This window comes from Microbacterium marinum (assembly GCF_014204835.1).
GTDB classification, from domain to species: Bacteria; Actinomycetota; Actinomycetes; order Actinomycetales; family Microbacteriaceae; genus Microbacterium; species Microbacterium marinum.
In genome coordinates, this window is the sequence record NZ_JACHMD010000001.1 from 2,154,210 (window position 1) to 2,177,576 (window position 23,367).

A 23,367-nucleotide genomic window follows, 5' to 3' on the forward strand; every position below is an offset into this window, starting at 1 on the left:
GTTTCTTGTGCGCACTCCCACAGCACGCCTTCGATCGTTCTTGCAAGGATGGACAACGTGATCATTGCCGTCTTCCCCGGACAGGGTTCGCAGACCCCGGGATTTCTGACCCCCTGGCTCGAGCAAGACGGGGCGAGGGAGCTCCTCGAGGCGTACTCGGAGCACTCCGGAGTCGACCTGATCGCCGCCGGGACCGAGTGGGACGCGGATCAGATCCGCGACACCCGCGTCGCGCAGCCGCTCATCGTGGCCGCAAGCCTCCTCTCCTGGAAGTCGCTGCAGACGATCGCCGCTGAGCCGGTCGGCGGCGTCGCCGGCCACTCCGTCGGAGAGATCGCCGCACTCGTCGCGGCCGGCGTCCTGAGCGACACCGAAGGCATGCGACTCGTCGGCATCCGTGGACGGGCCATGGCCGATGCCGCCGCCCTCGAGCAGTCCGGCATGAGCGCGGTCCTGGGGGGCGACGAGAGCGCGGTGCTCGAGCGCCTCAGTGCGCTCGACCTCACTCCCGCGAACTACAACGACGGCGGTCAGATCGTCGCCGCCGGCGCCCTGGCACCGCTCGCAGAGCTCGCCGAGGATTCCCCCCGCGGCACCCGCGTGATCCCGCTTCAGGTCGCCGGCGCATTCCACACCCGTTACATGGCCCCGGCCGTCGACGCGCTCCGCTCCGCGGCCGCCGAGGTCGCACCTGAAGACCCGGCGCTCACCCTGTGGAGCAACCGCGACGGCGGCGCCGTCACCGACGGCCGCACCGCGCTCGACCTGCTGGTGGCGCAGGTTGCGAACCCGGTCCGGTGGGACCTGTGCATGGCATCGTTCGCCGAGGCGGGCGTGACGGGGATCGTCGAGTTCGCCCCCGCCGGAACCCTCGTCGGACTCGCCAAGCGCGGCCTGCGAGGCGTACCCTCGGTCGCCGTGAAGACGCCTGACGACCTCGCCGCCGCAGCGGCCCTCGTGACCGGAGCGAACGCATGAGCGCGATCCTGACCCAGCCCACCGGCGCGGCGCACACCCGCATCTACGCGTACGGCGCCGCACGCGGCGAGAACGCCGTGCCGAACGACGACATCATCGAGCCGATCAACTCGAGCGACGAGTGGATCCGGCAGCGCACCGGGATCGTGACGCGGGTGCGGGCGAACGCCGAGACCGACGCGATCGATCTGGCGTCGGATGCCGCCGCGGAGGCCATCCAGCGGTCGGGCGTCGCGCCCGAGCAGATCGACGCCGTGATCGTCGCGACGATCTCGAACCCCAAGCAGACGCCGTCCGTCTCGGCGATCGTCGCCGATCGCGTCGGCGCCAACCCGGCCGCGGCCTACGACCTGAACGCGGCGTGCGCGGGCTTCGCCTACGGCGTCGCACAGGCCGACGCGCTCATCCGCGCAGGCGCGGCGCACTACGCAGTCGTGATCGGCACCGAGAAGCTCAGCGACATCGTGGATCCCACGGACCGTTCCATCTCGTTCCTCCTGGGCGACGGCGCCGGTGCGGCCGTGATCGGCCCCAGCGACACACCCGGCATCGGGCCGACGGTGTGGGGGTCCGATGGCTCCAAGTCGGATGCGGTCGGGATGAACCACACGCTCACCGAGTTCCGCGACGGCGCGGCCCCGTGGCCGACCCTGCGCCAGGAGGGCCCGACGGTCTTCCGCTGGGCGGTGTGGGAGATGGTGAAGGTCGCCCGCGAGGCCATCGAGAAGGCCGGCATCACGGTCGACGACCTCGCCGCGTTCGTCCCTCACCAGGCGAACATGCGCATCATCGACGAATTCGCGAAGCAGCTGAAGCTGCCCGAGTCCGTCGTGATCGGTCGTGACATCGAGACGACGGGCAACACCTCTGCGGCATCCATTCCGCTGGCCACGCACCGCCTGCTCGAGGAGCACCCCGATCTGAGCGGCGGTCTCGCGCTGCAGATCGGTTTCGGCGCCGGGCTCGTCTTCGGCGCTCAGGTCGTCGTCCTCCCCTGACGCGCGACCCTTCCGACCTAAACTGACAAGCGGCCCGGCTGGGCCCGACCCCCATAAAAGGAGAAACCCATGGCATTCACCAACGACGAGGTCCTCGCCGGCCTGGCCGAGCTCATCACTGACGAGACCGGCATCTCGGCCGACGAGGTCGCCCTCGAGAAGTCGTTCACCGACGACCTCGACATCGACTCGATCTCGATGATGACGATCGTCGTGAACGCCGAGGAGAAGTTCGGCGTCACCATCCCCGACGAAGAGGTCAAGAACCTCAAGACCGTCGGCGACGCCGTCACCTTCATCACCTCCAACCAGGCTTGACGCGCGCGTCCGGCGGGGGCCTGGCCCCCGCCGGAGCCGCACGAGGAAAACCATGAGCAACAACTCGCGCATCTTCGTCACCGGCATCGGTGCAACCTCCCCCATCGGCGGCACCGCCCCCGAGAGCTGGGAGGCGCTCCTGGCCGGCACCTCCGGCGCCCGCACCCTTGAGCACGAGTGGGTGGAGAAGTATCAGCTTCCCGTCACGTTCGCCGCGGAGGCCAAGGTCCGTCCCGAGACCGTGCTCGATCGGCCGGTCGCCAAGCGCCTCGACCCGTCGTCGCAACTCGCGATGGTGGCCGCGAAGGAGGCCTGGGCGGACGCCGGGGCGCCTGAGGTCGACCCCGAACGGTTGGGTGTCGAGTTCGCCACCGGGATCGGCGGCGTGTGGACGCTCCTGGATGCGTGGGACACGCTCCGGGAGAAGGGGCCGCGCCGCGTCATGCCGATGACGGTGCCGATGCTCATGCCCAACGCCGCGGCCGGCAACCTGTCGCTGCACTTCAACGCCCGCGCCTACGCCCGCACCTTCGCGAGCGCGTGCGCCTCGAGCACCGAATCGATCGTCAACGCGATCGAGCACATGCGCGCGGGGCTCGCCGACATCGTCATCGCGGGTGGCAGCGAGTCTGCGATCCACCCGATCACGATCGCGTCGTTCGCCTCGATGCAGGCGCTCTCGCGTCGTAACGACTCCCCCGAGACCGCCTCGCGGCCCGGTGCGGTCGACCGTGACGGATTCGTCATGGGTGAGGGCGCAGCGGTCCTCATCCTCGAGACCGAGGAGCATGCCAAGGCCCGCGGTGCGAAGATCTACGCCGAACTCGTCGGCGGTGGCGTCACCGCGGATTCGTATCACATCACCGCCAACGACCCCGAGGGAACGGGCGCTGCCCGCGCGGTGCGACTTGCCCTCGAGATGGCAGACGCCGCCCCGGCCGACGTCACCCACGTGAACGCGCACGCCACGTCGACGCCGGTGGGCGACCCCAACGAGTACGTGGCGCTCCATTCCGTCTTCGGCGACCGCGTCGAGGAGCTGCCGGTGTCGGCCACCAAGGCTTCCACCGGCCACCTCCTGGGCGGCACCGGCGCCCTCGAGGCGATGTTCACCGTCCTCGCGCTGCGTGACCGTGTCGCCCCGCCGACGATCAACATGACCGAGCCCGACCCGGCCGTGCCGTTCCGCTTCTCGGGAGACGCGACCCCCCTCGGCGCCGGCGATCAGCTCGCGATCAGCAACTCGTTCGGCTTCGGCGGCCACAACGCCGTCGTCGCCTTCCGATCGGTCTGATCCGCGGCATCCGTACACACGAAAGACGCCCCCGGGAAGCCTTCCGGGGGCGTCTTTCGTTGATCAGGCGGGGCCGGCGCTGCCCCGGTCTCCGGGAAGCCGTCCGAAGCCGGTCGAGGCGCCGCTCACAGGAGTGAGGGTCGCGCCCGCCTGAAAGTCTGTGGAATTGTCACTGTGCTCGAGGAGTGTCGAGATACGGGCGATCGTCTCGCCGCAATCCGATCAGCCGACCTTGTGGAGCCACACGACGGGGGCGTCGTCACTCGCGTGCCGGAAAGGCTCGAGCTCGTCGTCCCACGCGGCGCCGAGCGCGACGTCGAGTTCCCGCTGCAGCTCGAACGCGTTGCCGGCGGCGATCTCCATCGCGTACCGGATGCGGTCCTCACCGATGACGACGTTCCCGGCGGCATCGGTCTGAGCGAAGTGGATGCCGAGGCTCGGCGTGTGGAGCCAACGCCCACCGTCGCTTCGCGGCGTCGGGTCCTCGGTCACTTCGTAGCGCAGATGCTCCCAGCCTCGCATGGCGGTCGCCAAGGCGGCGCCCGTGCCGACCGGGCCCTCCCAGTAGAACTCGGAGCGCCGACTGCCGTCGAGCACCGGCTGGTCGGCCCAGTCGAAGCTCACCGCGTGTCCGAGGGCACGTCCTGCCGCCCACTCCAGGTGGGGGCACAACGCCCGTGGCGCAGAGTGAATGAAGATCACTCCACGCGCGTGTGGTGTCGCCATCGTTCTCTCCGTTTCGTTCAGGTACGTCTTCCCCTACGACCTGATGGAGCCAACATGGCGGATGTGTGCGGTTGTGAGGCCATTATCACCCACGTCACGGTCGAATGACAACCGTGTCATCCCTCGGTGCAGCGCCGAGTGAGCCGGGTGTCAAGGCCCCTGCCCGCTCAACCGCGCCGGGGCAGACTCGGGGCACCGACGAAAGGACGCACGATGAACGACTCCACTCCCCACCGGCGTGATGCCGACGACGCGCGAGCCGACGACGCCCCACCGACGGAGGCCGTCACCGACGATGTGAAGGCGGATGCCGCCGACACGAGCTCCGAAGAGAGCCTCGAAGCGCTGCCGGAAGACCCCGCGACAACGCACCCGTGATCGGGCGCGAGGGATCCCGAGGCGCCGATGCCGCTCCTCTCCTCGCTCGGGCGGGTGGAGGCATCCTCCGAGCGGCGTTCGTCGCGTTGCGACTGTTCCGACGTCCGCGTCCCATTCATCCGCGCGGCGTGCTTCTCGAAGGCACGGTGCGGTGGACGTCGCGCCAGGACGCCAGCGGCATCCGATGGATCGACGATCCTGCCGACGCGGATGTCGCGCGCGTAACCGCCCGATTCTCGAGGTCGGTCGGTCTGCCGTCCGCTCTCCCCGACGTCCTCGGACTTGCGATCCGCACCGAGACCACCGACGGCTGGGCCGACATCGAGCTCGCATCGACTGGAGCTCGGTTCCCGTGGCGCTTCACCCTCCGACCGGCCCGCCGGCCCTCGAGCGCGAACTTGGGGAGCCTCATCCCCTACCGCGGACGCCACGGGGCCGTACTGATCATCGCGCGGCCCCTGTCACCCGCACTGCCCCCGGCGTCGGATGCCATCGCCCGCATCCTCTCGCGTGAACCGTGGCGACTCCGTCTGCATCATGCGACCACTCACGGTGCATGGAGCCCGTTCGCGGTCTTGGAGCTTCGAACGGCGACAGATCAGAGCGACGCCATCCGCTTCGACGCCGGTCGGCACCTCGTGCCCGGCGCGCGGATGTACCGCTGGATCCGGGCGCTCCGACAGCCGTCGTACGACGCAGTGCAGAACCAGAAGTGATCGACGCCGGTCCATTCGGTAGGGCGGGTGGGCTTGAACCCACGATCGTCGGTTGACGGGCCCGGAGCGATTCGACCATCGCATGCCGCCAAGTGGCGGCTTGCTGCCAACAGTATCGGCGGTCGACTACGGACTGCTACATGGACAAGGCCGGGTACGGAGCCCATTTGTGGACGCTGAGTGGACATTTCTCGGCGCGCCAACGGAGTCTCAGCGATAGGATGCTCCCTCGCGACTCTGGCCGAAGCCCATCGAGGAAGAAGCTGGAGCCACACACTTGTTCACGCGATCCGACGTATGTTTCGGACCGACTTGATCGGCCTTGCGCCGGCGAGACGAACGATGAAACCCAACGGTCTCGTCGAGGACGCCGTCGTCCGGGAGGCGCTCACTCGCCACTGGAAGCGAGCAGGGTTTCTCCCAATCCGAGGCAGCGACATCCTGTGGCTCTAAGTCACAGATCGATCCGAGAATGACGAATCGGACTGATCCGTCGTTCACGGCCGGACGACGATAACCTTCTCATCACTCGCTGACCCGGGCAGAGATCCCTTCGTATAGGACGCGATCCAGATCATCCGGCTGACGATCGCCCCCTCCGAATCTCTGCCCAGCGATGGGTACGGCTGCTTCCGCCAGTGGCCCCGCACGCTCCATGCCGGTCGCTCGTTTGTTGCCCCGTCACCGTCAGCCCGATAGACCGACGCGTGGCTTGTCCCTGCTTGCACGCGGACGACGACGATTCCGCCGTCGCGCGTATGAGGCACAGGCGACTCAGGCGCAGTCGCATGTCGTTCAGACTCCGTCACGCCGCCTTGCGCCATTAGCGCCCACACTGCGGCGAGAAGCTTCTGTTCGGGTCGCGTCTCGTCCCACACCGGCACGAATGGGAGGCGTCCCGAGAGCCGCTCCCCCACTTCCTTCGCATCATGGCCGCGTCCCGCTGCGAACGTTCTCATCCGCCAAAGTTGGGCGCCTTGGCGATACCAGACTGCTCGGACGTGACGCTCCGTCCCGTTAGGGCGCCGCATGATGACCGGGCGCGCGAACACCCACAACGCATTGATATGCACCGGCAGCGAATCGAGCTTCTCGTCGCCTTCAAGACTGTCAACAGCGAGGGCCAGGAGCTCTTCGTGAAGCAGGAACGCTTCCTCAGGCCCATCAGCCGGTGATGTCACACTCCCTACAAGATGCGGCACGTCTGTTGCATGGAAGGTCTGCGCTCTCGGCGCGAGCCGCGCCGGTGCGCCAGCTGGGAGCTGCGACTCGGCCGGAGTCTCCTCGAGCGTCAACGCATCGAACGCCGGCCCGGCAGCGCCATTACGTAGTCGCTTCAAAGACTGTGCGTGCTGTGCGCGTCGGGTGCGCACATCAACGAGCACGAACGCGTTTCCGGGCATGAGTCCGCGATCACGGTATGGCCTGTCGATAGTCCTCAAACGCTCGACGAGTTGCCGCCAGCTGACACCGCTCCCGCCCGGTGGCATCCAAGGTCTACCATCAAGGGTCACGAGCCCGTACTCCGGCTGTTTTGCGACATCGTGGTAGACGACGACCGGCTCATCAATCGGGACCCCACTCCCAGCCAGGTCACTGAACATAAGCGGGATCATCTGCCTGATCGCAGCTTCTCGCTCCGCGTTGATGAGGTGACGTGGCAAGGGTCGCAGCGCGGCGGGTTTGCCAACGCCCCCTCTGTACGTCTGCGTCGGTTGACGCTTCGGTGCAGAGCTCCGGCCTGTGCCTCCGCCCTGTGCCAGTGCGGGCGTGGGTCTGTGCCCAAGCACTTCATAGACGGCGTCAACAGCATCACCGTCGACGCGCTGCTCGGGTTGACTGGCGGACACACCAACGTCCTTCAAGATGTGCAGCACTGTCTTCACGTCTGTCTTCGTTGCCTGCGCGATCTCGAAGACCCGGCGAGATTCCCCCATCTGCTGATCTTCTCGCACGTCGCAGCCCACGTGCACTCCCATTGGCGCGACCACGCAAACACACCGCCTCGCCTGGCAGATCAAAGTTGGTGGCAGCGTCGTGACCCTCCGAGGCCTGCATGCCCACATGCTCGGCGGCACGTTGCACCTCTGATCGCTTGCGTGCCCGACTGTGTCCGTAAGAGGTTTGTTCTACGGGACACCCGAAGAGGGTTGCCCCGGTCGCGAAATTCCGGGCTTCGCACCGTCCCGTAAGACCCGTCCGGAGAGATTCTCGATGAGGGGGCCCTATCCGGGACGGTCGTGTCATGAATGCAGACGGAGCTGAGTGGCGATGACGGGGCGACCACGTGTCGCCCTCGGCAGGAGTGAGCACACCGGGTCCGGCAGTGATGCTCGTCGGAGGTTGCCATACGAGCTAGGCCATGAAACGTAGGCGCATCTTCAGGCTCAATGAGTGACACGTTCTCCCCGCACTCCCGCCACCTGGGAGCAATACGCTCGCGAGCTGGGCCACCGCTTGCAACGGCTCCGCCACGAAGCTGAGCTGAGCCAGGATGCTGTCGCCTACCGCGCAAATCTGAGCAGGTACACCTATCAAGAGTTCGAGAAGGGCGAGTCTCGGCCAGGGACGCCGGCGAACCCGAGCGTGCGGAGCCTTCTTGCGATTGCGCAGGCGTTGGATACGGACCTGGCGGCGATTCTCCCTCAGTGGACGCCGGACCTCACCACTCACTGACGTCCCAACCCGAAGGGATACCTAGCCTCGAGCGCCACTGCCGTCGCCTCCGGCACCTCGTCGTCCTCTTTGATGTATCCGAGTGTGGTCTCCGCTCTCGCGTGGCCAAGTAGCAGGCGGGCCGCGTCGAGGCTCACGTTGTTGAACACCGTCGTTGCAGCCGCACGCCGGAAGAGCCGGCATGTCAGCCGATCAACGTCGATACCCATGCCAGTCAGCTCTCGCTCGCCGATATGCGTTACGAAAGTCACGAACAAGCCGGTTGAGATTGTGGGTCTGGCGCAAGGTGCCTTCGCGCGTCGGAAAGAGGAGATCATCGGCGTTGTCGATGTAGGTCGCCAGCCGACGCTTCAGGACGGCCTGGGTGAAGTACGGGACGTTGATGGCTCGCTTCTGACGCTCTCGCTTGGGCTGCGCTTTCCGGATCGTCCCGTGCTTCCTCGTCGTACTCACCGTGCCCTCGACACGGATCTTCCATCGCCCATCCGCGACCACGATGACGTCTTGACGCCTCAGCGCAAGCGCTTCGCCAGGCCGCATCGACGTTCCGAGCATCACGAGAATCAGATCTTCAAGGAGCTCGACGTCCGGCGCCGGACCGCCGCGACGCCCAGGGTTGGCGCCACGCCAGGAACGAATGAGGTGCAACATGCCCACGACCTGATCGAATTCGAGATCTAGAGCGTGTCTCCTAATTGTCGGGTCCATGCGTTGATGGCGTTGAGGACCACGCCAGCGCGGTAGACGATGGCGAGCTTGTCGTAGCGGGTCGCGAGCCCGCGCCACTGTTTGAGGTGGACAAAGCTGCGTTCGATGACGTTGCGTTCGCGGTAGTCGATCTGGTCGTAGCTCACGGGGCGTCCCCCGGCTGAGCCGCGGCGTCTGCGATGACCCTGCTGGTCTACGGGTTCGGGGATCACCGCTCGGATCCCGCGGCCTCGGAGGTGGGCTCGGATCGCTCGGGATGAGTAGGCCTTGTCGCCGCGGACCGCGTCCGGTCGGGTGCGCGGCCGCCCGGTCGGACGGGCGACGCGGAGCTGGGCAAGCAGCGGGATAAGCGTGGGCGCGTCGCCAGATTGCCCGGGAGCAACGGCGATGACCAATGGGAGCCCATTGCCGTCGACGATGTGGTGGATCTTCGTCGACAACCCGCCGCGTGAGCGGCCCAGTGCGTGGTCAGGTGGCTCGAGGCAGGGATTGTTGTAGTTCGACGGAGCCCCCCGTGACCCGCGTCACGTTCGTCGCGTGCTGGTGCGCACGGGCAATGGTCGAATCGACGGACACCGACCAATCCAACAGACCGAGAGCGTCGGCCTGAGCAGTCAGATCGCCCAGAACCCGATCCCAGGTGCCGTCGCCAGCCATCCGCCGATGCCACTTCCACACCGTCTGCCACGGCCCGAACACCGCGGGCAGGTGGCGCCACGCGATCCCGCACCGATACCGGTAGATGATGCCCTCGACCGTCATCCGCGCGTCCGCGAACGGCCGCCCCTTCCGACCCGTCGGGCCAGGAAGAAACTCACCAATCAACGCCCACTGAGCATCCGACAACAACTGGAACCGCGACACCCCTCAAGCATCCCGCGAGACGTCGGCCCTATTTAGGAGACACGCTCTAGCTCTCGTCAGCGGTGTGCGCTCGGAACGATGTCGTAGCTCCCCGCGATGATGCGAACGTGACCACAACCCACTTCACCACCGTTCGCGTCATCGCCTGTCGTGATAGTCGAGATCAGCCGGCCGGTGAGGTCACCCCGTTCGGCGTTGCGTTCGATCTCGAGGGGCCAGCCGGGCGAGTGAACTGGTCACTCAACACCGGCTGGGTCGATCGCCCCGTGATAACTGAGCGGCTGCAGACCGGAGTGCAGGAGCGTTCTGACAGGCCAGGCGTGGATCCTCTACTCGCTCGAGAGTTTCCTAAGCCGATCGACGTCCACGTGATGCCGGCTGGCGCAGTCGAAGTCGAGGACGGCTGGCCTGTCCGTGGGATGGCCGATGAGTTGCTTCGAACCATGGTCAGAGATGGTCAGGAAGCGGTGTTTGCGATCCTCAAGAGCGTCTACAACGACCACCTCGCCACCAGCTAATGCCGTCGCTGCGAGCGAGACAGGGGCTTAAGGTCGGTCCATGACCGTGTCCTCCGCCCAAAGCAGCGTGGCTGCTGCCGCCATTCTTCAGGACGCTCGATTCGTCCTTCGGACGGCTCACGCGGTCGTGCGGAACGAGGAGCGCCACGAGCACGTGCCCGTGATGGCGCTGACACCGATACTCAGCCTGATCACGCACGAGACACGCCGGTGGGTGAACAGGGCGTGAGGAACGAACTGATGACAGTTTGACCTGCCCCACGGAAAGGGTTCCAGTTTCGGTGGCTAACTGGTGGCCTGATCCGGAAGGCTCATCCTCATGCCCCGTCCCTATCCGCCGGAGTTTCGTGCTCGTGCCGTCGCGCTCGTGCGTGCCGGCAAACAGGCCAAGCAGACCGCCGTGGAACTCGGCATCCACCCTGTCACGCTCTCGAACTGGATCCGCCAGGACGACATCGACAACGGCCGCCGGCCCGGTGTCCCGTCGTCGGAGTCGGCGGAGCTGCGCGCAGCGAAACGCCGCATCCGTGAACTCGAGACCGAGCTGCTGATCGTTCGGCAAGCGGCGAAGTTCCTCGACGAGGAGCGTCCCCGCCCAAAAGGCTCTTCCCGGTGATCGACCGCCTCGCCGACGCCGGGATCCCGATCGACCGTTGCTGCCGCGTCCTCGGGGTCGCGAGGCAGCACTACTACCGCGTCAAGCGGAAACCGATGACCCAGTCCGAGTTGCGCCGGCAATGGCTGACCGGACTGATCAGGGAGGTGCACGTCACCTCTCGCGGGACCTACGGATACCGTCGCGTCCACGCCGAGCTGACCATGGCGATGGGCGTCACCGTCAGCGACAAGACCGTGTGCAAGCTTATGCACCAAGCCGGAATCTACGGACTGCCCGGGCCGATCCGCACCAAGCGGCTCCGTGGTGTCGTCACAGCCGACGATCTCGTGAACCGGAAGTTCGCCCGGCCTCGTCCGAACGAGCTCTGGGTCACGGACATCACGCAACACCGCACGCGAGAAGGCTGGGTCTACTGCGCCGCCGTTCTCGACGCCTATAGTCGCCGCATCATCGGCTGGTCGATCGACTCCAAGCAGGACACCACGCTCGTCATCAACGCACTCGACATGGCCATCCGGAATCGTCGTCCGGAGCCCGGAGGGATCGTCCACGCGGACCACGGAACGCAATTCACCTCCTGGCTCTTCGGGGAGAAGATCCGCTCCGCCGGGCTGCTGCCCTCGTTCGGATCGGTCGGCGACGGGCTCGACAACGCGATGATGGAAAGCTTCTGGTCATCGATGCAAATCGAACTGCTGAACCGGAAGAAGTGGAAGACGAGGGTCGAGCTCGCCAACGCGATCTTCGAGTACATCGAGATCTTCCATAACCGTCAGCGCCGCCACTCCGCCCTCGGCTACCGCACACCCATCGAATACGAGACGCTCGACATCAATGACATCCCCGCCGCAGGTTAGCCACCCGGACTGGAACCGAATCCGTGGGGCAGGTCAAGTTGTCACCGATTCGTTCCTCACGCCCACACCATCGAGTCGATTTCCATGTCGGACGTCAAGAGCTGGGAGTACTACGGCACCTCAGACGAGCGGACCATCGATCGTGTCGGTTATGTGCGCGCCGTGGCGTGTGCGCTCGAGTTCCTCCGGCTCATGACGCCGATGACTCAGGATGATGTCCCGACGATCTTCAAGGTGAAGTACGTCGTTGGCTACCACGCGTTCTCATCCCTCAACCAACTGATCCCCGACCTGCCCACACTGCGTTGGCCCCTTAACGGGGAAAGCGCGCGCCACCTGCGAAACGACCTCGTCCACTACACCCCAAGGCACGACGTGCACGGCGCCCACCTGGACACGTCGAGACCGCGCGAAGCGCTCGTTGAGCACTACGCGACGAAGTCCTTCACCGACGTGGCTGCGCAGTTGGACATGTACCTTGGCGACCTGCTCGAGGAGACCGACACCCATCTGCGAAGCTGACCGCCCCAAGTGGCGGTCAGTACGCGCTGTACTTAAGGTCGCCCTTCCAGCTGACCTCGACATAGCCGTAGGCGCCTTCGCCATTCCAGATGACCGTGCCGACCGCACGCCCCAACAGGCGATACTCGCCTTGCGGGATGTACGGAGTGCCGCTCGACGCAGCGAAACCAAAGTAGCCCGTGTTGCCCCGAGGAATCTGCACGGTCTGGGTCACCTGCGTACCGCTGTTGTTGCGCAGACCGAACCGCAGCGCTTCAGCTTTACTCGAGTTCGTTGTGGCCCACGCTTTGATGGACGGTGAGCTCTGCCGGATGCGATACCGAGTGGTGTAGTAACGAATCGGGTTGGGCCCGTCGTTCACCTTCAGGAGCAAGGGCAGGTCGCCTGAGTTGAGTGTGACCATTGTGTTCCTCTCTATGAAACCGATGAGCGCCAAGCGCGGAGCTCAGTGAAGTCACTTCGTTCGATGATCGCGCGAAGAAAATCGCCGGTCAGATCATCTGGGTCAAACACCAGCTGCTCGAAGTGAGCCGACCGGCTTGCGTCGAGGTACAGCTTCGCGAGAGAGGTGGCAGTTGCCACGTCCCCGTCCGCGCCGGCACGAAGGATCGATTCCTCCATCGCCTCCGTCCAGCAATGGAGAGCAATGCCGAATCCGTACCCAGCTTGGAACTCGGCATCTGGCTCAACTACCTCTAGCGGAGGAGCTGACGGAAAGACGAAATCGCGTGGCAATGCATAGGGGAAGCTCGCGATTGCTGAGGCATACTCCTTCTCGACCTCAGACACGCCGTGAAAGGTCATCGGGTACGTCGACATGCGCCTCAGCCGTTCGCTGCCGGCTGGAGGACGAGCGTCTCCCCGATCGTCAGCACCGCCGTCTCTCGAGTCAGATCGTTCAAGGAAGCGAGGTCCCAGTTCTCGATGCAAAGGCGCGCTGCGATGTTGTCGAGCGTGTCCCCTTCTTCCACGGTGTAGACCTCCGGAACACCGGCCGCGTCACCGACCACGGTGCCAGTCGCGCCATCCGTAGGGCCGGTATCCACGGGCTCCCCCACCAAAGTCGCACTGCCGGGATTCGCATCTGATTGCGATCCATAACGGATCCACGCGACGCTGTCGCAGTTCGGATGCTTCGCCGTGGCCTCGTGGGGAGTGTCCTCTGAAGGTGTCTCATCTGGCTGATTCTCAGCCGCCTGTCGCGCTTCCTCGTAGGCTTGCGCGATCTTCTCACCACGAGTCAGCTCTGATTCGGATGGCTCCGATTGCGACGACTGAGATGGCTTCGGCGCCGGGGACGTGTCAATGAGCGGTGTGCAGCCGGTGATCAGAACGGCAACGACGACGCTCAGGACTCCCACTTTCACGCGTGTCGTTCTCATGATTGCCCCCCCCTCCAAAGATGCGTCAGGGCCGGTACGCGCGAGCGGCGGCGTCCTCGATGTGGGATCGCATCGGCGAAAGGTTCCCCTGCTCCTCGACGGGCTGGAAGACCTGCGTAGCCCACGAGTTTTGTGGATCCGCTACCGCGAGTACACGGGCCTCCGTGAGGGGCCATTGGGACGCGACATTGAGCCAGTAGGAGCGGCTCTCGTCGTCCCCGCGATCGGCCGCACCGACGACTGCGCGTTCGACGGCGACGAGCCACCAGATGTAGGCCGTCGCTTCTCCATCGCCCGAGAGCCAGCTCTCCTGGCCACCCTCGGGTGCCGATGTAGGAAACGGGCTGTCCGCGGGCAACTCGTACGGGAAGAGAATCGTGGCGTCCACGAACTCAGCCTCGAACGCTTCCTTCGTCACCGGACGTCGGGGCACCGTCTGGGGAACTTCCGTCGGTTCAGCTGCAGATGCGTAGCGTGTGAGCGTTGGGACGAGTGCTAGGCCGCCGAGTATTCCGGCCGACGTGAGGACCCCGCGTCGGCTGATTCCTTGAGTCATTGCGTCTCCTCGTGCAACGTGCGGAACGGTGATCAGACTTACTGCTTCGTACGGACGAGTCCGCTGTGCCACTGCGTCGTCGCAGTGAACGCCCCCATTATGCACGAGCGGCGTAAAACACAAAGTCGGACGTGACCCGTGTTCTGCGCTCACGCCTTGCGCACACTTAGCGCTACCCTGCGGACCTCTGAGGCAGTTTGTAGGAAGTCGCAACATGTCCCCCAAAAGGTCTACAGCGTCCAGCGAGCGCGGCTGTTAGGAATGAAAAACAAGCGGCAACTGCCGTGAGGGTGATGAGCATGACGATCATCGCGTTCGCGGCGGATCCGATCACGAGGGGCTGATCACGTCGCGCGACTGGGGGTACACCGTTGAAGCTGCACAGTTCGGCACCGCTGAGAATGTCGGCCGCGATCGCCGCCATGGCAATCGTTGCGGCAGGGTTTATGCCGTTCGGTTCGCCAAACGCAGAGGCGAGCCAGCCGGAGACACCAGCTCCTGCGCAGGACGATGCACTCACCGAGCGTGGCGTGCCAAACAGCCAGCGCGCTGAGCTCCTCGGTGGGGACTGGAAGACCAACGACGACGTAGTGCACACCGTCGTCGCTGACGCCGAAAAGATCGACGTCCTCACCGCCGAAGCGCGTGACGGGTACAAGTGGTCAACCACCGCTTCGCTTGTGCTCCCCCAGACAGACACCGATCGTTGGATCTCGAACTCATGTGTGACCACGAGCGGCGATCACCTTGCGCTCGTTTTCGCGCCACGAGCTGTCACGAACAGCGACGTGGGAATGTCGGCTGGCGCCGCGGCGGCGATCTTGGATATCCAGACCGGAGAGTGGACGCTGATCGATGGCGGGTACACGATGGCGTACTTCAATCCGGGCTGCGGCGATGACGACACAGTCACGCTGACGTCCTTCGATGCCACCTCATCGTCGACTTCAGTCACCGTCATCGACGCCGCCACAAAGGACGAAGTTCGTTCGGCGAAGTTGAAGGGTCAGGCGACGTCCGCGATTGCGGATGCCGAGGGCACCATCTTCGCCGCCGCTGACAAAGGCGTGGTCGCCCTAGATCGGAGTGGAAAGCAATCCCTCCTGGCGCGAACCACGGGAACAGCGTTCGATCTCGTTCTCGATGACGGGGGCCGCCTAGGGTATCTCGTTGCCGAAGGGGATCGAGCTGTCGCATACCTGGGCTCGCCGAGCGCGAAGAGCGCCGCTAAGCCCGTCGCTCGTGGACCGCTCGCTGGATCGGGGCTACAGCGTGCGCCGCAAGGCGGCGTTGTGCTGACGGGGCCGGACATCGCGCTCGTCGGGGCTCCTCGCGACGTGGCAAAGCTCGAGAACGCGACACCACACGCAGTCATCTCATCGACCGGGGCCATCGTCCTCAACGAGGTAAAGCCGGCCGGGCTCGCTCGCACTGGCGCACAAGCCGACGAGCTCGTCGACAAGATCGAGGTGAGCGCCACCGCGACGGCTTCGGATGAGGATCTGCTGTTCTCGCTGGCTCCTGACGCGAAGGAACTCGCTGCGGAAACGACCGAGCGATATGAGGCGCTCGTGGACCCTGAGGCGCCCTCCGGAAGCACAGCTCGAAGCCTCACCACCTCGTCGGCCGGCGACCCGAACGAGCTCCCCGAGAGCGAACGCACCTGCGCGGTCCCGCGGAATGACCCGAACAACCAGGCTTACCAGCCGAAGCCCAGGCAGGTCGAATGGGCGGTGAACCGGGCCGTCCTCGGCCAGCTCACTGAGACGCGTCCCGCGAACTGGCGCAACCTCGGAATGCCTTCGTACTCCGCACAAGGGTTGTTCCCTCGAGTGACTCTCGCGGGCGGGGGAACGATCCCTCCACAGATCTCTCTTGCCGTCCTGATGCAGGAGTCGAACCTGTGGCAGGCATCGCGGTTCACTTCCCCGGGCAACACAGGGAATCCCTTGATCGGCGACTACTACGGCAATCGCGGAACGCCGTGGGAGGTGCACTTCACGTACGCGGACTGCGGGTATGGCGTGGGCCAGATCACCGACGGCATGCGCCTCGCTGGCCGTGAACGAGCCGGCGAAGTCGCGCTGCCCTACAACCAACAGCGCGCCATCGCTCTCGACTACACCGCGAACATCGCGATGTCGGTGCGCATGCTGGGCCAGAAGTGGAACCAACTTGCTGCCAAGGGCATCACCATCAACAATGGCAGCGCGAACTACATCGAGAACTGGTTCGGCGCCGTGTGGGCGTACAACACGGGGGTGCAGCCGTCCGTCAACTTCGGGAATCCGGGGTGTGACCCGGGTCCCAACTGCACGGGAGCAAGCGGCACGTGGGGTCTGGGGTGGTCGAATAACCCCGTCAACCCCATCTACGCGGCGGCACGACAGCCGTTCCTCGAGGTGAGTGCGGCCGACGCAGCGACACCCCAGTACTGGCCTTACCCCGAGAAGATCATGGGCTTCGCTGCTTGGGGCCTTGAGCTTCCCCAGACCGTGTGGGCGGATCCGGATACGCGTACGTACCCCGCCGATTATGCGCACTCGTACCGGGTCGCGAACTGGCTCAGCACCGACAACTTCAATGGGGAGCTCAATCGATCTCAGGTAAAGCCGCCGCGCGAGTTGTTCTGCGAGACGAGCCGGAACCTGTGCGACCCGACAACGACGGCAGCATGCACGCTCTCCAGCAAAGAGTGCTGGTGGAACGGGAACGCGACATGGAAGCCCGACTGCTCGAACTACTGCGGGTACGGTTTCCAGCGTTTCCCTTCGTCATACACCACCGAGGCGTCCAGCATGGCGTCAACGCTGCCAGCACTGACGCTACGGTCGAGCTTCCTGCCGAACTGCGCAGCGGTGCCCAGCAATTGGCTGGTAGTTGATGACACCAAACACTCGAGTGCTCGGAACCCAGCCGACTGCACAACTCGCCCGTCGACAGGGAGCTTCGAATTCACCTTCCCGTTCGCCGAAGCGAACGGGAGCTACCCTGCCAAAATCGATGTGCACCAGCAGGGCGGCGGCTTCAACGGGCACTTCTACTTCGCGCGCATGCATAAGGAGAATGCTGACATCAACGCCGGCGATCGCCTCAAGGTGACCGGCGAGTGGAGCCTCGGACAATCGCTCAACCAGTGGACTCGAGTATGGGTGCACATGCCGAGCTATGCGGCGTGGACGCCTCAGGCCGGATACACCGTCACATACGGGCCGAACGAGTCCCAGACGCGCTACCTTCCTCAACGTCGATATGCGAACGAATGGGTACCGCTCGGAGTCTTCGACGTGAACGGCGTGCCGACGGTGTCGATGACTAACTTGGTGACGGACGTGAACCCTGAGGACCCACGCGGGGCGGGCATCGATGACGTTGCCTGGGATGCGGTGGCATTCGAGCCGCTCTCTTCTAAGCCTGAGCACTTCGTTGTCGCACTCGGCGACTCCTACTCCTCTGGTGAGGGCGCCGGCGCCTACGAGCCGTGGTCCGACAACAACGGCAACGACGCAGAGAAGCGCAACCGTTGCCACCAGTCGGACAACGCGTGGGTCCGGAAGAGCACGATCCCGGGCGAGACGCAGAGCATCGGGGCTTTGTCCGACGCGAGTAGCTCGAAAATGGACTTCCACTTCCTCGCCTGCTCCGGTGCCGAATCCGAGCACCTACTCCCCTACCATTCCGTCGCCGGCGCAAAGCCGAGTAACGGTTGGGGTGAGAACGGTAGGTTCGGGCAGAACGGAATGGTGAGCCAGATGGACGCGGGCTATCTGGACGAGAACACCACGCTCGTCACCCTGTCCATTGGGGGGAACGACATGCACTTTGCCGGCGTTATCTCGGAGTGCGCCGGCAGCACGGTCATGCCAGCCGGACACGACAACTGCAGTCACAAGATCCTCTCTGGCGATACGGATTCGATCGTCGTCGCTTCAGAAGAACGGCTTCAGTCGGAGCTTCCGGACAGCATCGACACAGTGCTCAATGAGGTTCGACTACGCGCTCCGAACGCGTCGATAGTGCTGATGGGGTACCCGAAGCTGTTCGAGACCGGATCAACGTGCATCACGGTTGCGGCTGTGAACAAGGGCTGGCTGAACGAGTTGTCGGACGGCATTCAGGATGTGATGGACTCCGCTACCGACGCGGTCGACTCACCTTCCGCGCGAGCGGTTTCCGTGTCGCCGCAGGCGGCGTTCGCGGGCAAGAACCTTTGCGTTGCGAACGGCTCTGGAATAACCGGCCTCGAGTTCGGTCTGACTCGAGGCGAGCCCGCGGTGTTCTTCGCGGGTGACTTCCGTATCGTCTCAACTCAGGGTGTCGTCTCACAGACCTCGGTGCATCCGAACAACCTTGGTACCGACTATTTCTCGTCGGCCCTGGAGGAAGCGCTTGTCGATCTCTACCCGTAACCGATATCGAGCCGCGGCGTTCGCTGGAGCCGCGCTCGCTGTGGGGCTGGCTGGATGCGCAACTAGCCCCACAGCGGAGGGTGTCGCGAACGGAGTGGTGTACTCCGGAGATGTCCTGCTCGACGACATCTCATCTGCGCTGGAGGTGACGGAGGCGGGTACAGTTGACGACTTCGTATCTCAGAACGGGATTGCGCTGACTGCCCCCAAACCGGAGGACGAAGTAGGGCTGCCCTGGGTGCTTGCACAGACCGCGTCCGATCGGGACCTTGAAGAGCGGTTCGGTGACCGTCAGCCGGATGGCGCTCGCGAGCCAACTGTCCTCGCGCTGGATACGGATGGCGAGGAGGGCGTGGTTCGCGTCTTCTTGCGAGTCGGAACGGCCGAGACCGTTGGGTTCGGTCCGACTTACTACGTCTACTTCGCGTGTGTCGACTACGCGATCGACTTGCGCACAAGCGACGTTGCCGCGGCGCGGGCGGAGTGCCCCAACTTGCCAGAGGCGCTCACCGACCTTGCCGAACCTCTGCCTGCGGACGTTGTCGCCGTCGGCGCAGCATGGCCTTGAGCAGGGCCACGTATCAGCGGGCCTGTCCGCGCATTGAAGACGGCCTCGCGGCGTCTCGTAAGACTGCCGGAGACTTGCCACATCGGTAGCCGCGGTCATGAGAGTGTCCCTCTTTGCGAGTGCCTGCGCAGGGCGCTGTCTAGCGCAAGCAAGACGGCCATCGACGCGTATGAGCGCGACAGCCGATATCCCTCTCTGCAGTGAGGCGGCGACCCGGAATCGCGAGCTTGGCACCGCCCACGTACATAGTTTCCGCGGGTCGGGAGCCCGCAAAAACGCTCACCTACGGAGACGCTTAGCGCCAGGGCCGGGCCGGAATGAGCCGATATCGGTCGCATTTTCATCGCACTGCTCCGTCACCTCCCGCACTCCCCCGTACTTCGACGTGCGGAAAGCGTAGAGACGCGTAGGCAAGCAGAGCGTGTTCACGTTTCTGCTCAGTTTGCTGGCGTTTCTGACACTTTTCTGCCCAGGAGCGAAACTGAAGCTCCCGAGATGCCTCGTTCTGCCCCATAATTCCGCGGACCTTGGAGTGGACGAAGCATTTGAAGCAAACTGGGTTTGGTTCGGTACGCGTAACTACGGAGCACTACGGAATTGCCCGATCCGCGGGATCATGCCGATTGAGCATTCGCCTCGGGCGGCAAGGCGTTGGGCGCCAGAACGCGGGCGCTTCACCTCTCCACCGGCGGTGCGGGTACGAGCTCGAGCTCGCCAGACCTCCCCGTCCTTCCACGCTGTCACATTGCCAAGCGCGCCTACCGCAAGTGGCGGGCGGCCTGCCATCAGGCGGCCTCCTGCGCATCGAGCCACGCGTCGACGTCGCTTTCGCGGTACCGAACGCGACGCCCCACGCGGAGGAACTTCGGGCCGTAGTCCCTGGTACGCCAGTCTTCGATGGTGCGGACGGGGACCTGGAGATACTCCGCCAGCTCGGTCTGCGTCAGGAGGCGGCGGCTGGAGGCGGTGTTGTTTTCGCTCATGCCTTCCACATGCCCGGTATTCCTGCGGGCGCGTTCGGGCTCAGTCCGTAGTCGTCGAGACGGCACAACGGCCAGGGGCGGCAAACCAGCTATGTCCGGCCAATAAGTGGACAGCTCGCTGGGTTGCTCATCGTGCTCAGACATGTCGCGCTCCTCACCAGCCGCCAGATGTCGCGGCTATCGGAGTCGAATGCGTAGGGCGGGTGGGACTTGAACCCACGATCGTCGGGTTATGAGCCCGCTGCCTTGACCAGCTTGGCCACCGCCCCCTGTGGAGAGAAGCCTAACGCGGCCGGCGTTCGTCGTCCTTCACGGGCGGCTCCGGCCACACCTTCGACACGGCTTCGGTGAGCCGGATGGATCCGGTCGAGGGATGAGGATCACCGGCGCCGCTGCCGCGCTGAATCGGGATCTCCTGGCTCTCGCTCACGACTTGCGGGTGATACCGGGCGAGCTGGAACACTCCGGCGATCGCGAGCGCCCCCGCGATGGCGAAGCCGATGTAGGCGCCGAGCGGCGCGCCCTGTGCCTCGTTCAGCACGGCGAGACCGATCGCGATCGCCACGATCGGGTCGATGACGGTGAGACCGGCGATGACGAGGTCGGGCGGACCCGACGAGTACGCCGTCTGCACGAAATACGCACCCATGGCCGTGCCGACGAGGAGACCGACGACGCACAGGACGGTCAGCCACTCGAAGTCGCCCGACTTGATCCTGCTGATGACGACCTTGGCGAGCGTGGCCACGAAGCCGTAGACGATGCCGGCCGCGACGATGTAGAACAGGGCCCGCGTGCGCTTGCGGAGTGTCACCCACAGCACGCCCAGGACGACGACGACACCGAGCAGGATGAGCAGAACGGTGATCAGCTGCGGGTCGGACACGCCACGATCCGTGGCGTACAGCGCCGCCACGGTGACGAAGACGAAGATCCCGCCCACACACAGCGCGATCGCGATGATCGAGCGCCGGGTGGGCTTGTGGCCGCTGATCCGCGCGTTCAGAAGGGTCGTGATCACCAGTGAGATCGCACCGATCGGCTGCACGAGGATCAGCGGCGCGAACGACAGCGCGGCGAGTTGGCAGACGATCGCCAGGCCCAGCATCACCGTCCCCAGCACCCAGGACGGTCGACCCAGCAAACGCACGAGCTGGCCGCCGGTGAGGCCTGCCGTTCCCTCTCGGGCGGTCTGTGCCTCGACCTTCTGCACGCCGCGGTGCTGATACTGCGCACCGAACGACATGAACACCGCACCGAGCACCGCGAGCGGGATGCCGATGAGAATGGCGGGATCGCGGAACACGCCGACGAGCTCGTCGGTGAGGTCGCTGATGGACGTCGCCAGGTGAAGCACGCCTCGACGATACCCGGCTCCCCGCTCGATAGGCTGGCGACGTGGCCGTACGACCGATTCGCATCATGGGCGATCCCGCCCTCCATTCCGTCGCAGCACCGGTGGACGAGGTGACCGACGAGATCCGCGACCTGGTGGCGGACATGTTCGAGACGATGGATGCCGCGCCCGGCGTGGGCCTCGCCGCACCCCAGGTCGGCGTGGGCCTGCGCATCTACACGTACACCTACCAGGATGACGACGGGGCGCCGTGGCGGGGCGTGATCATCAACCCCGAACTGTGGATGACCCCGCCCGAGCCCGGCTCCCCCGACCCCGACGACGAGTCGGAAGGGTGCCTGTCGTTCCCGGGCGAGCGCTTCCCACTCCGACGCTCCGACGAGGTACGCGTCACCGGCACGGACCTCGACGGATCACCGGTCGACATCCGCGTCGACGGCTGGCGCGCGCGGATCATGCAGCACGAGTTCGATCACCTCAACGGCATCCTCTATATCGACCGCCTCGACGACGGCGACTGGAAGACCACGCAGAAGATCGCGCGCAAACGCGGATGGGGCAAGCCCGGGAACCAGTGGGTTCCCGGCGTGGACGACCTCGACGCCTGAGTGCGTCAGCCGCGGTTGCGTCGAAAGCGCGCTTCACGCGCGGCGACGTGCCAGCCGACCCCCGTCGTCACGGTCGCGAAGGATACGAGGAGCCCGAAGAAGGACGCCCCCTGGTCCAACCCGTAGGTGCGCCCGTACGCGACGGCCGACAGAAGGAAGACGATCAACGCCACACCGGCGACGACCGCGCCCACGATCTCTCCCATGCTCCACCGCGATTCGGTGCGCTGTGCACTCTGCATGGGTTCAGTGTGCGCGGACCTGCACTCCTGCGCAATGAGGAAGAGTTGAACGGTGTCGGATCGTGGCGGATGCCGGTGGCGTGTGGTGCAGACGGTCGCCGATGACGACTGCATCGCTGAAGGCACGGCATCCTCGAGACGACGAAGGCCCGGTACCGCGATGCGGTCCGGGCCATTCTCGTGGCTCCCCGGCTTGGACTCGAACCAAGAACCTATCGGTTAACAGCCGATTGCTCTGCCAATTGAGCTACCGAGGATCAGTCACCCGTGCGCGGGCAACTCCCCTATCGTAGCAAAGCCCGACGGGTGCTCATGACATCAGACGGCGATACGCGTCGACTCGTCCGGAGTCCACGACAGGTGATCGAGGTCCGGCCCGACACCCACCGTGTGGCCGGCGCGCAGGACGAGGATGCCTGCACCGAGACCCTCCACCAGCTCGCGTTCGTTCGTCACGGCGACGAGCGCCATCCCGTCGATCACCCGCCGCGAGAGGGCCTCCAGCACGGCGGGGCGGACGTCGACGTCGAGGTTCGCGTACGGCTCGTCGGCGATGAGGACAGTCGGGTCGAGCACCAGGCTCCGCGCGATCGCGACCCGCTGCCGCATCCCTGAGCTGAGCTCGTAGGGGTACTTGTCCGACGAGCCGATCGGAAGGTGCAGCTCGTCGAGCAGACTGGCGACGCGCAGGGCGAGCGCACGCTCGTTGACCTTCCGGTCCCGCGTCGTGATGGGTTCTGCGACGATCTCCGCAACCGTGAGTCGGGCGGGCAGGTGCGCGTTGGAGCCCTGCGCGAGGTAGCCGGTGCGGAAGGTCCGGATCCGCCGCGCGCGGCCCCGTGCACGCAGCGGGATGCCGGCGACCTCGGCCGCACCGCCCACAACCGTGAGGTCGCGCGGTTCGGCGCCCGCGAGCGCTGCAGCCAGGCTCGACTTGCCCGAACCGGTCGCGCCCATCACCGCGACCGACTCCCCCGGCGCGAGCCGGAAGGTCACCCCATCGACGACACGGACGCCCGCAGACGAGCGCGCGATCGACAGGTCGTCGCAGCGGATGGCCGCTTCGGGATCATTCGCTCGCACCATGCGT

General features: G+C 65.3%; 26 protein-coding genes, 2 tRNA genes and 1 pseudogene. 15 read left to right on the plus strand and 14 right to left on the minus strand.

Translation table 11 applies throughout. From position 1 onward, the window contains the following. Positions 1-57: 57 nt before the first annotated feature. From BKA24_RS10595 to BKA24_RS10610, 4 genes are all read left to right on the plus strand, one after another. Positions 58-978, plus strand: a complete 921-nt coding sequence (locus BKA24_RS10595; RefSeq protein WP_184217839.1) for an acyltransferase domain-containing protein — start codon at positions 58-60, stop codon at positions 976-978. Then, positions 975-1,976, plus strand: coding sequence for a beta-ketoacyl-ACP synthase III (locus BKA24_RS10600; protein ID WP_184217842.1), 1,002 nt, complete (start codon positions 975-977; stop codon positions 1,974-1,976). Before BKA24_RS10595 ends, BKA24_RS10600 begins: the two co-directional genes overlap by 4 nt. Before the next feature lie 69 nt (positions 1,977-2,045). Further along, entirely contained in the window at positions 2,046-2,294 is a 249-nt protein-coding gene (locus BKA24_RS10605) for an acyl carrier protein (protein ID WP_028495632.1), read from the plus strand. Positions 2,295-2,346: 52 nt separating this feature from the next. Further along, positions 2,347-3,588 carry a beta-ketoacyl-[acyl-carrier-protein] synthase family protein gene (locus tag BKA24_RS10610; RefSeq protein WP_184217843.1) on the plus strand — a complete coding sequence of 414 codons (1,242 nt, stop codon included), beginning with the start codon at positions 2,347-2,349 and terminating at the stop codon, positions 3,586-3,588. A gap of 222 nt (positions 3,589-3,810) precedes the next feature. Here BKA24_RS10610 and BKA24_RS10615 read toward each other — a convergent pair whose 3' ends face one another. Further along, complete coding sequence (locus tag BKA24_RS10615; protein ID WP_184217845.1) at positions 3,811-4,314, minus strand: DUF3145 domain-containing protein; 504 nt, start codon at positions 4,312-4,314, stop codon at positions 3,811-3,813. A 213-nt stretch (positions 4,315-4,527) separates the two neighbouring features. Between BKA24_RS10615 and BKA24_RS10620 the strand changes: the two genes are divergently transcribed. Together BKA24_RS10620 and BKA24_RS10625 are read left to right on the plus strand one after the other, a co-directional pair. Further along, the gene (locus BKA24_RS10620; protein ID WP_184220926.1) at positions 4,528-4,692 is read left to right on the plus strand and encodes a hypothetical protein; all 165 of its coding nucleotides are present in this window, start codon (positions 4,528-4,530) and stop codon (positions 4,690-4,692) included. Continuing rightward, a complete protein-coding gene (locus BKA24_RS10625) occupies positions 4,689-5,408 on the plus strand; it encodes a hypothetical protein (RefSeq protein WP_184217847.1) in 720 nt (239 codons plus the stop codon). Before BKA24_RS10620 ends, BKA24_RS10625 begins: the two co-directional genes overlap by 4 nt. Before the next feature lie 497 nt (positions 5,409-5,905). On the opposite strand, the gene BKA24_RS10630 is transcribed toward BKA24_RS10625, so the two are convergent. Continuing rightward, positions 5,906-7,345 carry a response regulator gene (locus tag BKA24_RS10630; protein ID WP_184217849.1) on the minus strand — a complete coding sequence of 480 codons (1,440 nt, stop codon included), beginning with the start codon at positions 7,343-7,345 and terminating at the stop codon, positions 5,906-5,908. A 457-nt stretch (positions 7,346-7,802) separates the two neighbouring features. On the opposite strand from BKA24_RS10630, the gene BKA24_RS10635 reads away from it, so the two are divergent. Then, positions 7,803-8,084 (plus strand): helix-turn-helix domain-containing protein, encoded by a 282-nt coding sequence (locus BKA24_RS10635; RefSeq protein ID WP_184217851.1) that lies wholly within the window; start codon positions 7,803-7,805, stop codon positions 8,082-8,084. Here the strand turns inward: BKA24_RS10635 and BKA24_RS10640 are convergent. Further along, positions 8,078-8,293 (minus strand): hypothetical protein, encoded by a 216-nt coding sequence (locus tag BKA24_RS10640; protein ID WP_184217853.1) that lies wholly within the window; start codon positions 8,291-8,293, stop codon positions 8,078-8,080. The two genes, BKA24_RS10635 and BKA24_RS10640, sit on opposite strands and share 7 nt — an antisense overlap. Between BKA24_RS10640 and BKA24_RS10645 the strand changes: the two genes are divergently transcribed. Beyond that, entirely contained in the window at positions 8,292-8,765 is a 474-nt protein-coding gene (locus BKA24_RS10645) for a hypothetical protein (RefSeq protein ID WP_184217855.1), read from the plus strand. The two genes, BKA24_RS10640 and BKA24_RS10645, sit on opposite strands and share 2 nt — an antisense overlap. Here BKA24_RS10645 and BKA24_RS10650 read toward each other — a convergent pair. Continuing rightward, a protein-coding gene (locus tag BKA24_RS10650; RefSeq protein ID WP_184217857.1) for an IS5 family transposase occupies positions 8,762-9,656 on the minus strand; the annotation gives its coding sequence in 2 pieces (ribosomal slippage) (positions 8,762-9,304 and positions 9,306-9,656; 894 coding nt in all). The genes BKA24_RS10645 and BKA24_RS10650 overlap by 4 nt on opposite strands. Before the next feature lie 107 nt (positions 9,657-9,763). Between BKA24_RS10650 and BKA24_RS10655 the strand changes: the two genes are divergently transcribed. The 4 genes and pseudogenes from BKA24_RS10655 to BKA24_RS10670 all read left to right on the plus strand — a co-directional run bounded on the left by BKA24_RS10655 (position 9,764) and on the right by BKA24_RS10670 (position 12,172). Next, positions 9,764-10,174 carry a hypothetical protein gene (locus tag BKA24_RS10655; protein WP_184217859.1) on the plus strand — a complete coding sequence of 137 codons (411 nt, stop codon included), beginning with the start codon at positions 9,764-9,766 and terminating at the stop codon, positions 10,172-10,174. Between the two features lie 40 nt (positions 10,175-10,214). Continuing rightward, a complete protein-coding gene (locus BKA24_RS10660; protein WP_184217861.1) occupies positions 10,215-10,403 on the plus strand; it encodes a hypothetical protein in 189 nt (62 codons plus the stop codon). A 90-nt stretch (positions 10,404-10,493) separates the two neighbouring features. Continuing rightward, positions 10,494-11,650, plus strand: a pseudogene (locus tag BKA24_RS10665) (IS3 family transposase). 84 nt (positions 11,651-11,734) lie between these two features. Beyond that, on the plus strand, positions 11,735-12,172 hold the full coding sequence (locus BKA24_RS10670; RefSeq protein WP_184217863.1) for a hypothetical protein: 438 nt from the start codon (positions 11,735-11,737) through the stop codon (positions 12,170-12,172). 16 nt (positions 12,173-12,188) lie between these two features. Here BKA24_RS10670 and BKA24_RS10675 read toward each other — a convergent pair whose 3' ends face one another. From BKA24_RS10675 to BKA24_RS10690, 4 genes are read right to left on the minus strand one after another with little or no spacing between them, the layout of a single operon-like run. After that, the gene (locus tag BKA24_RS10675) at positions 12,189-12,575 is read right to left on the minus strand and encodes a hypothetical protein (protein WP_184217865.1); all 387 of its coding nucleotides are present in this window, start codon (positions 12,573-12,575) and stop codon (positions 12,189-12,191) included. An 11-nt stretch (positions 12,576-12,586) separates the two neighbouring features. Beyond that, the gene (locus BKA24_RS10680) at positions 12,587-12,991 is read right to left on the minus strand and encodes a hypothetical protein (RefSeq protein WP_184217867.1); all 405 of its coding nucleotides are present in this window, start codon (positions 12,989-12,991) and stop codon (positions 12,587-12,589) included. Between the two features lie 5 nt (positions 12,992-12,996). Then, the gene (locus BKA24_RS10685) at positions 12,997-13,554 is read right to left on the minus strand and encodes a LysM peptidoglycan-binding domain-containing protein (RefSeq protein WP_184217869.1); all 558 of its coding nucleotides are present in this window, start codon (positions 13,552-13,554) and stop codon (positions 12,997-12,999) included. A gap of 25 nt (positions 13,555-13,579) precedes the next feature. Beyond that, positions 13,580-13,942 carry a hypothetical protein gene (locus BKA24_RS10690; RefSeq protein ID WP_184217872.1) on the minus strand — a complete coding sequence of 121 codons (363 nt, stop codon included), beginning with the start codon at positions 13,940-13,942 and terminating at the stop codon, positions 13,580-13,582. A gap of 539 nt (positions 13,943-14,481) precedes the next feature. On the opposite strand from BKA24_RS10690, the gene BKA24_RS10695 reads away from it, so the two are divergent. Continuing rightward, positions 14,482-18,519, plus strand: a complete 4,038-nt coding sequence (locus tag BKA24_RS10695) for an SGNH/GDSL hydrolase family protein (protein ID WP_184217874.1) — start codon at positions 14,482-14,484, stop codon at positions 18,517-18,519. Then, on the plus strand, positions 18,500-19,087 hold the full coding sequence (locus tag BKA24_RS10700; RefSeq protein ID WP_184217876.1) for a hypothetical protein: 588 nt from the start codon (positions 18,500-18,502) through the stop codon (positions 19,085-19,087). The genes BKA24_RS10695 and BKA24_RS10700 overlap by 20 nt, the downstream gene beginning before the upstream one ends. A gap of 785 nt (positions 19,088-19,872) precedes the next feature. Here the strand turns inward: BKA24_RS10700 and BKA24_RS10705 are convergent. From BKA24_RS10705 to BKA24_RS10715, 3 genes are all read right to left on the minus strand, one after another. Continuing rightward, a complete protein-coding gene (locus tag BKA24_RS10705) occupies positions 19,873-20,070 on the minus strand; it encodes a helix-turn-helix transcriptional regulator (protein ID WP_184217878.1) in 198 nt (65 codons plus the stop codon). Between the two features lie 195 nt (positions 20,071-20,265). After that, positions 20,266-20,339 (minus strand) — tRNA-Ile (locus tag BKA24_RS10710). Positions 20,340-20,353: 14 nt separating this feature from the next. Next, positions 20,354-21,418: a DMT family transporter gene (locus BKA24_RS10715; protein ID WP_221417643.1), complete on the minus strand. Its 1,065-nt coding sequence runs from the start codon at positions 21,416-21,418 to the stop codon at positions 20,354-20,356. Positions 21,419-21,468: 50 nt separating this feature from the next. Here BKA24_RS10715 and def point away from each other — a divergent pair, with 50 nt between their 5' ends. Next, positions 21,469-22,035, plus strand: a complete 567-nt coding sequence (def, locus tag BKA24_RS10720) for a peptide deformylase (protein WP_184217882.1) — start codon at positions 21,469-21,471, stop codon at positions 22,033-22,035. A 5-nt stretch (positions 22,036-22,040) separates the two neighbouring features. On the opposite strand, the gene BKA24_RS10725 is transcribed toward def, so the two are convergent. The 3 genes from BKA24_RS10725 to BKA24_RS10735 form a co-directional block, all read right to left on the minus strand. Next, a complete protein-coding gene (locus BKA24_RS10725; protein WP_184217884.1) occupies positions 22,041-22,277 on the minus strand; it encodes a hypothetical protein in 237 nt (78 codons plus the stop codon). Positions 22,278-22,458: 181 nt separating this feature from the next. Continuing rightward, positions 22,459-22,534 (minus strand) — tRNA-Asn (locus BKA24_RS10730). 61 nt (positions 22,535-22,595) lie between these two features. Then, positions 22,596-23,363 carry an ATP-binding cassette domain-containing protein gene (locus BKA24_RS10735; RefSeq protein ID WP_184217886.1) on the minus strand — a complete coding sequence of 256 codons (768 nt, stop codon included), beginning with the start codon at positions 23,361-23,363 and terminating at the stop codon, positions 22,596-22,598. Positions 23,364-23,367: the final 4 nt, after the last annotated feature.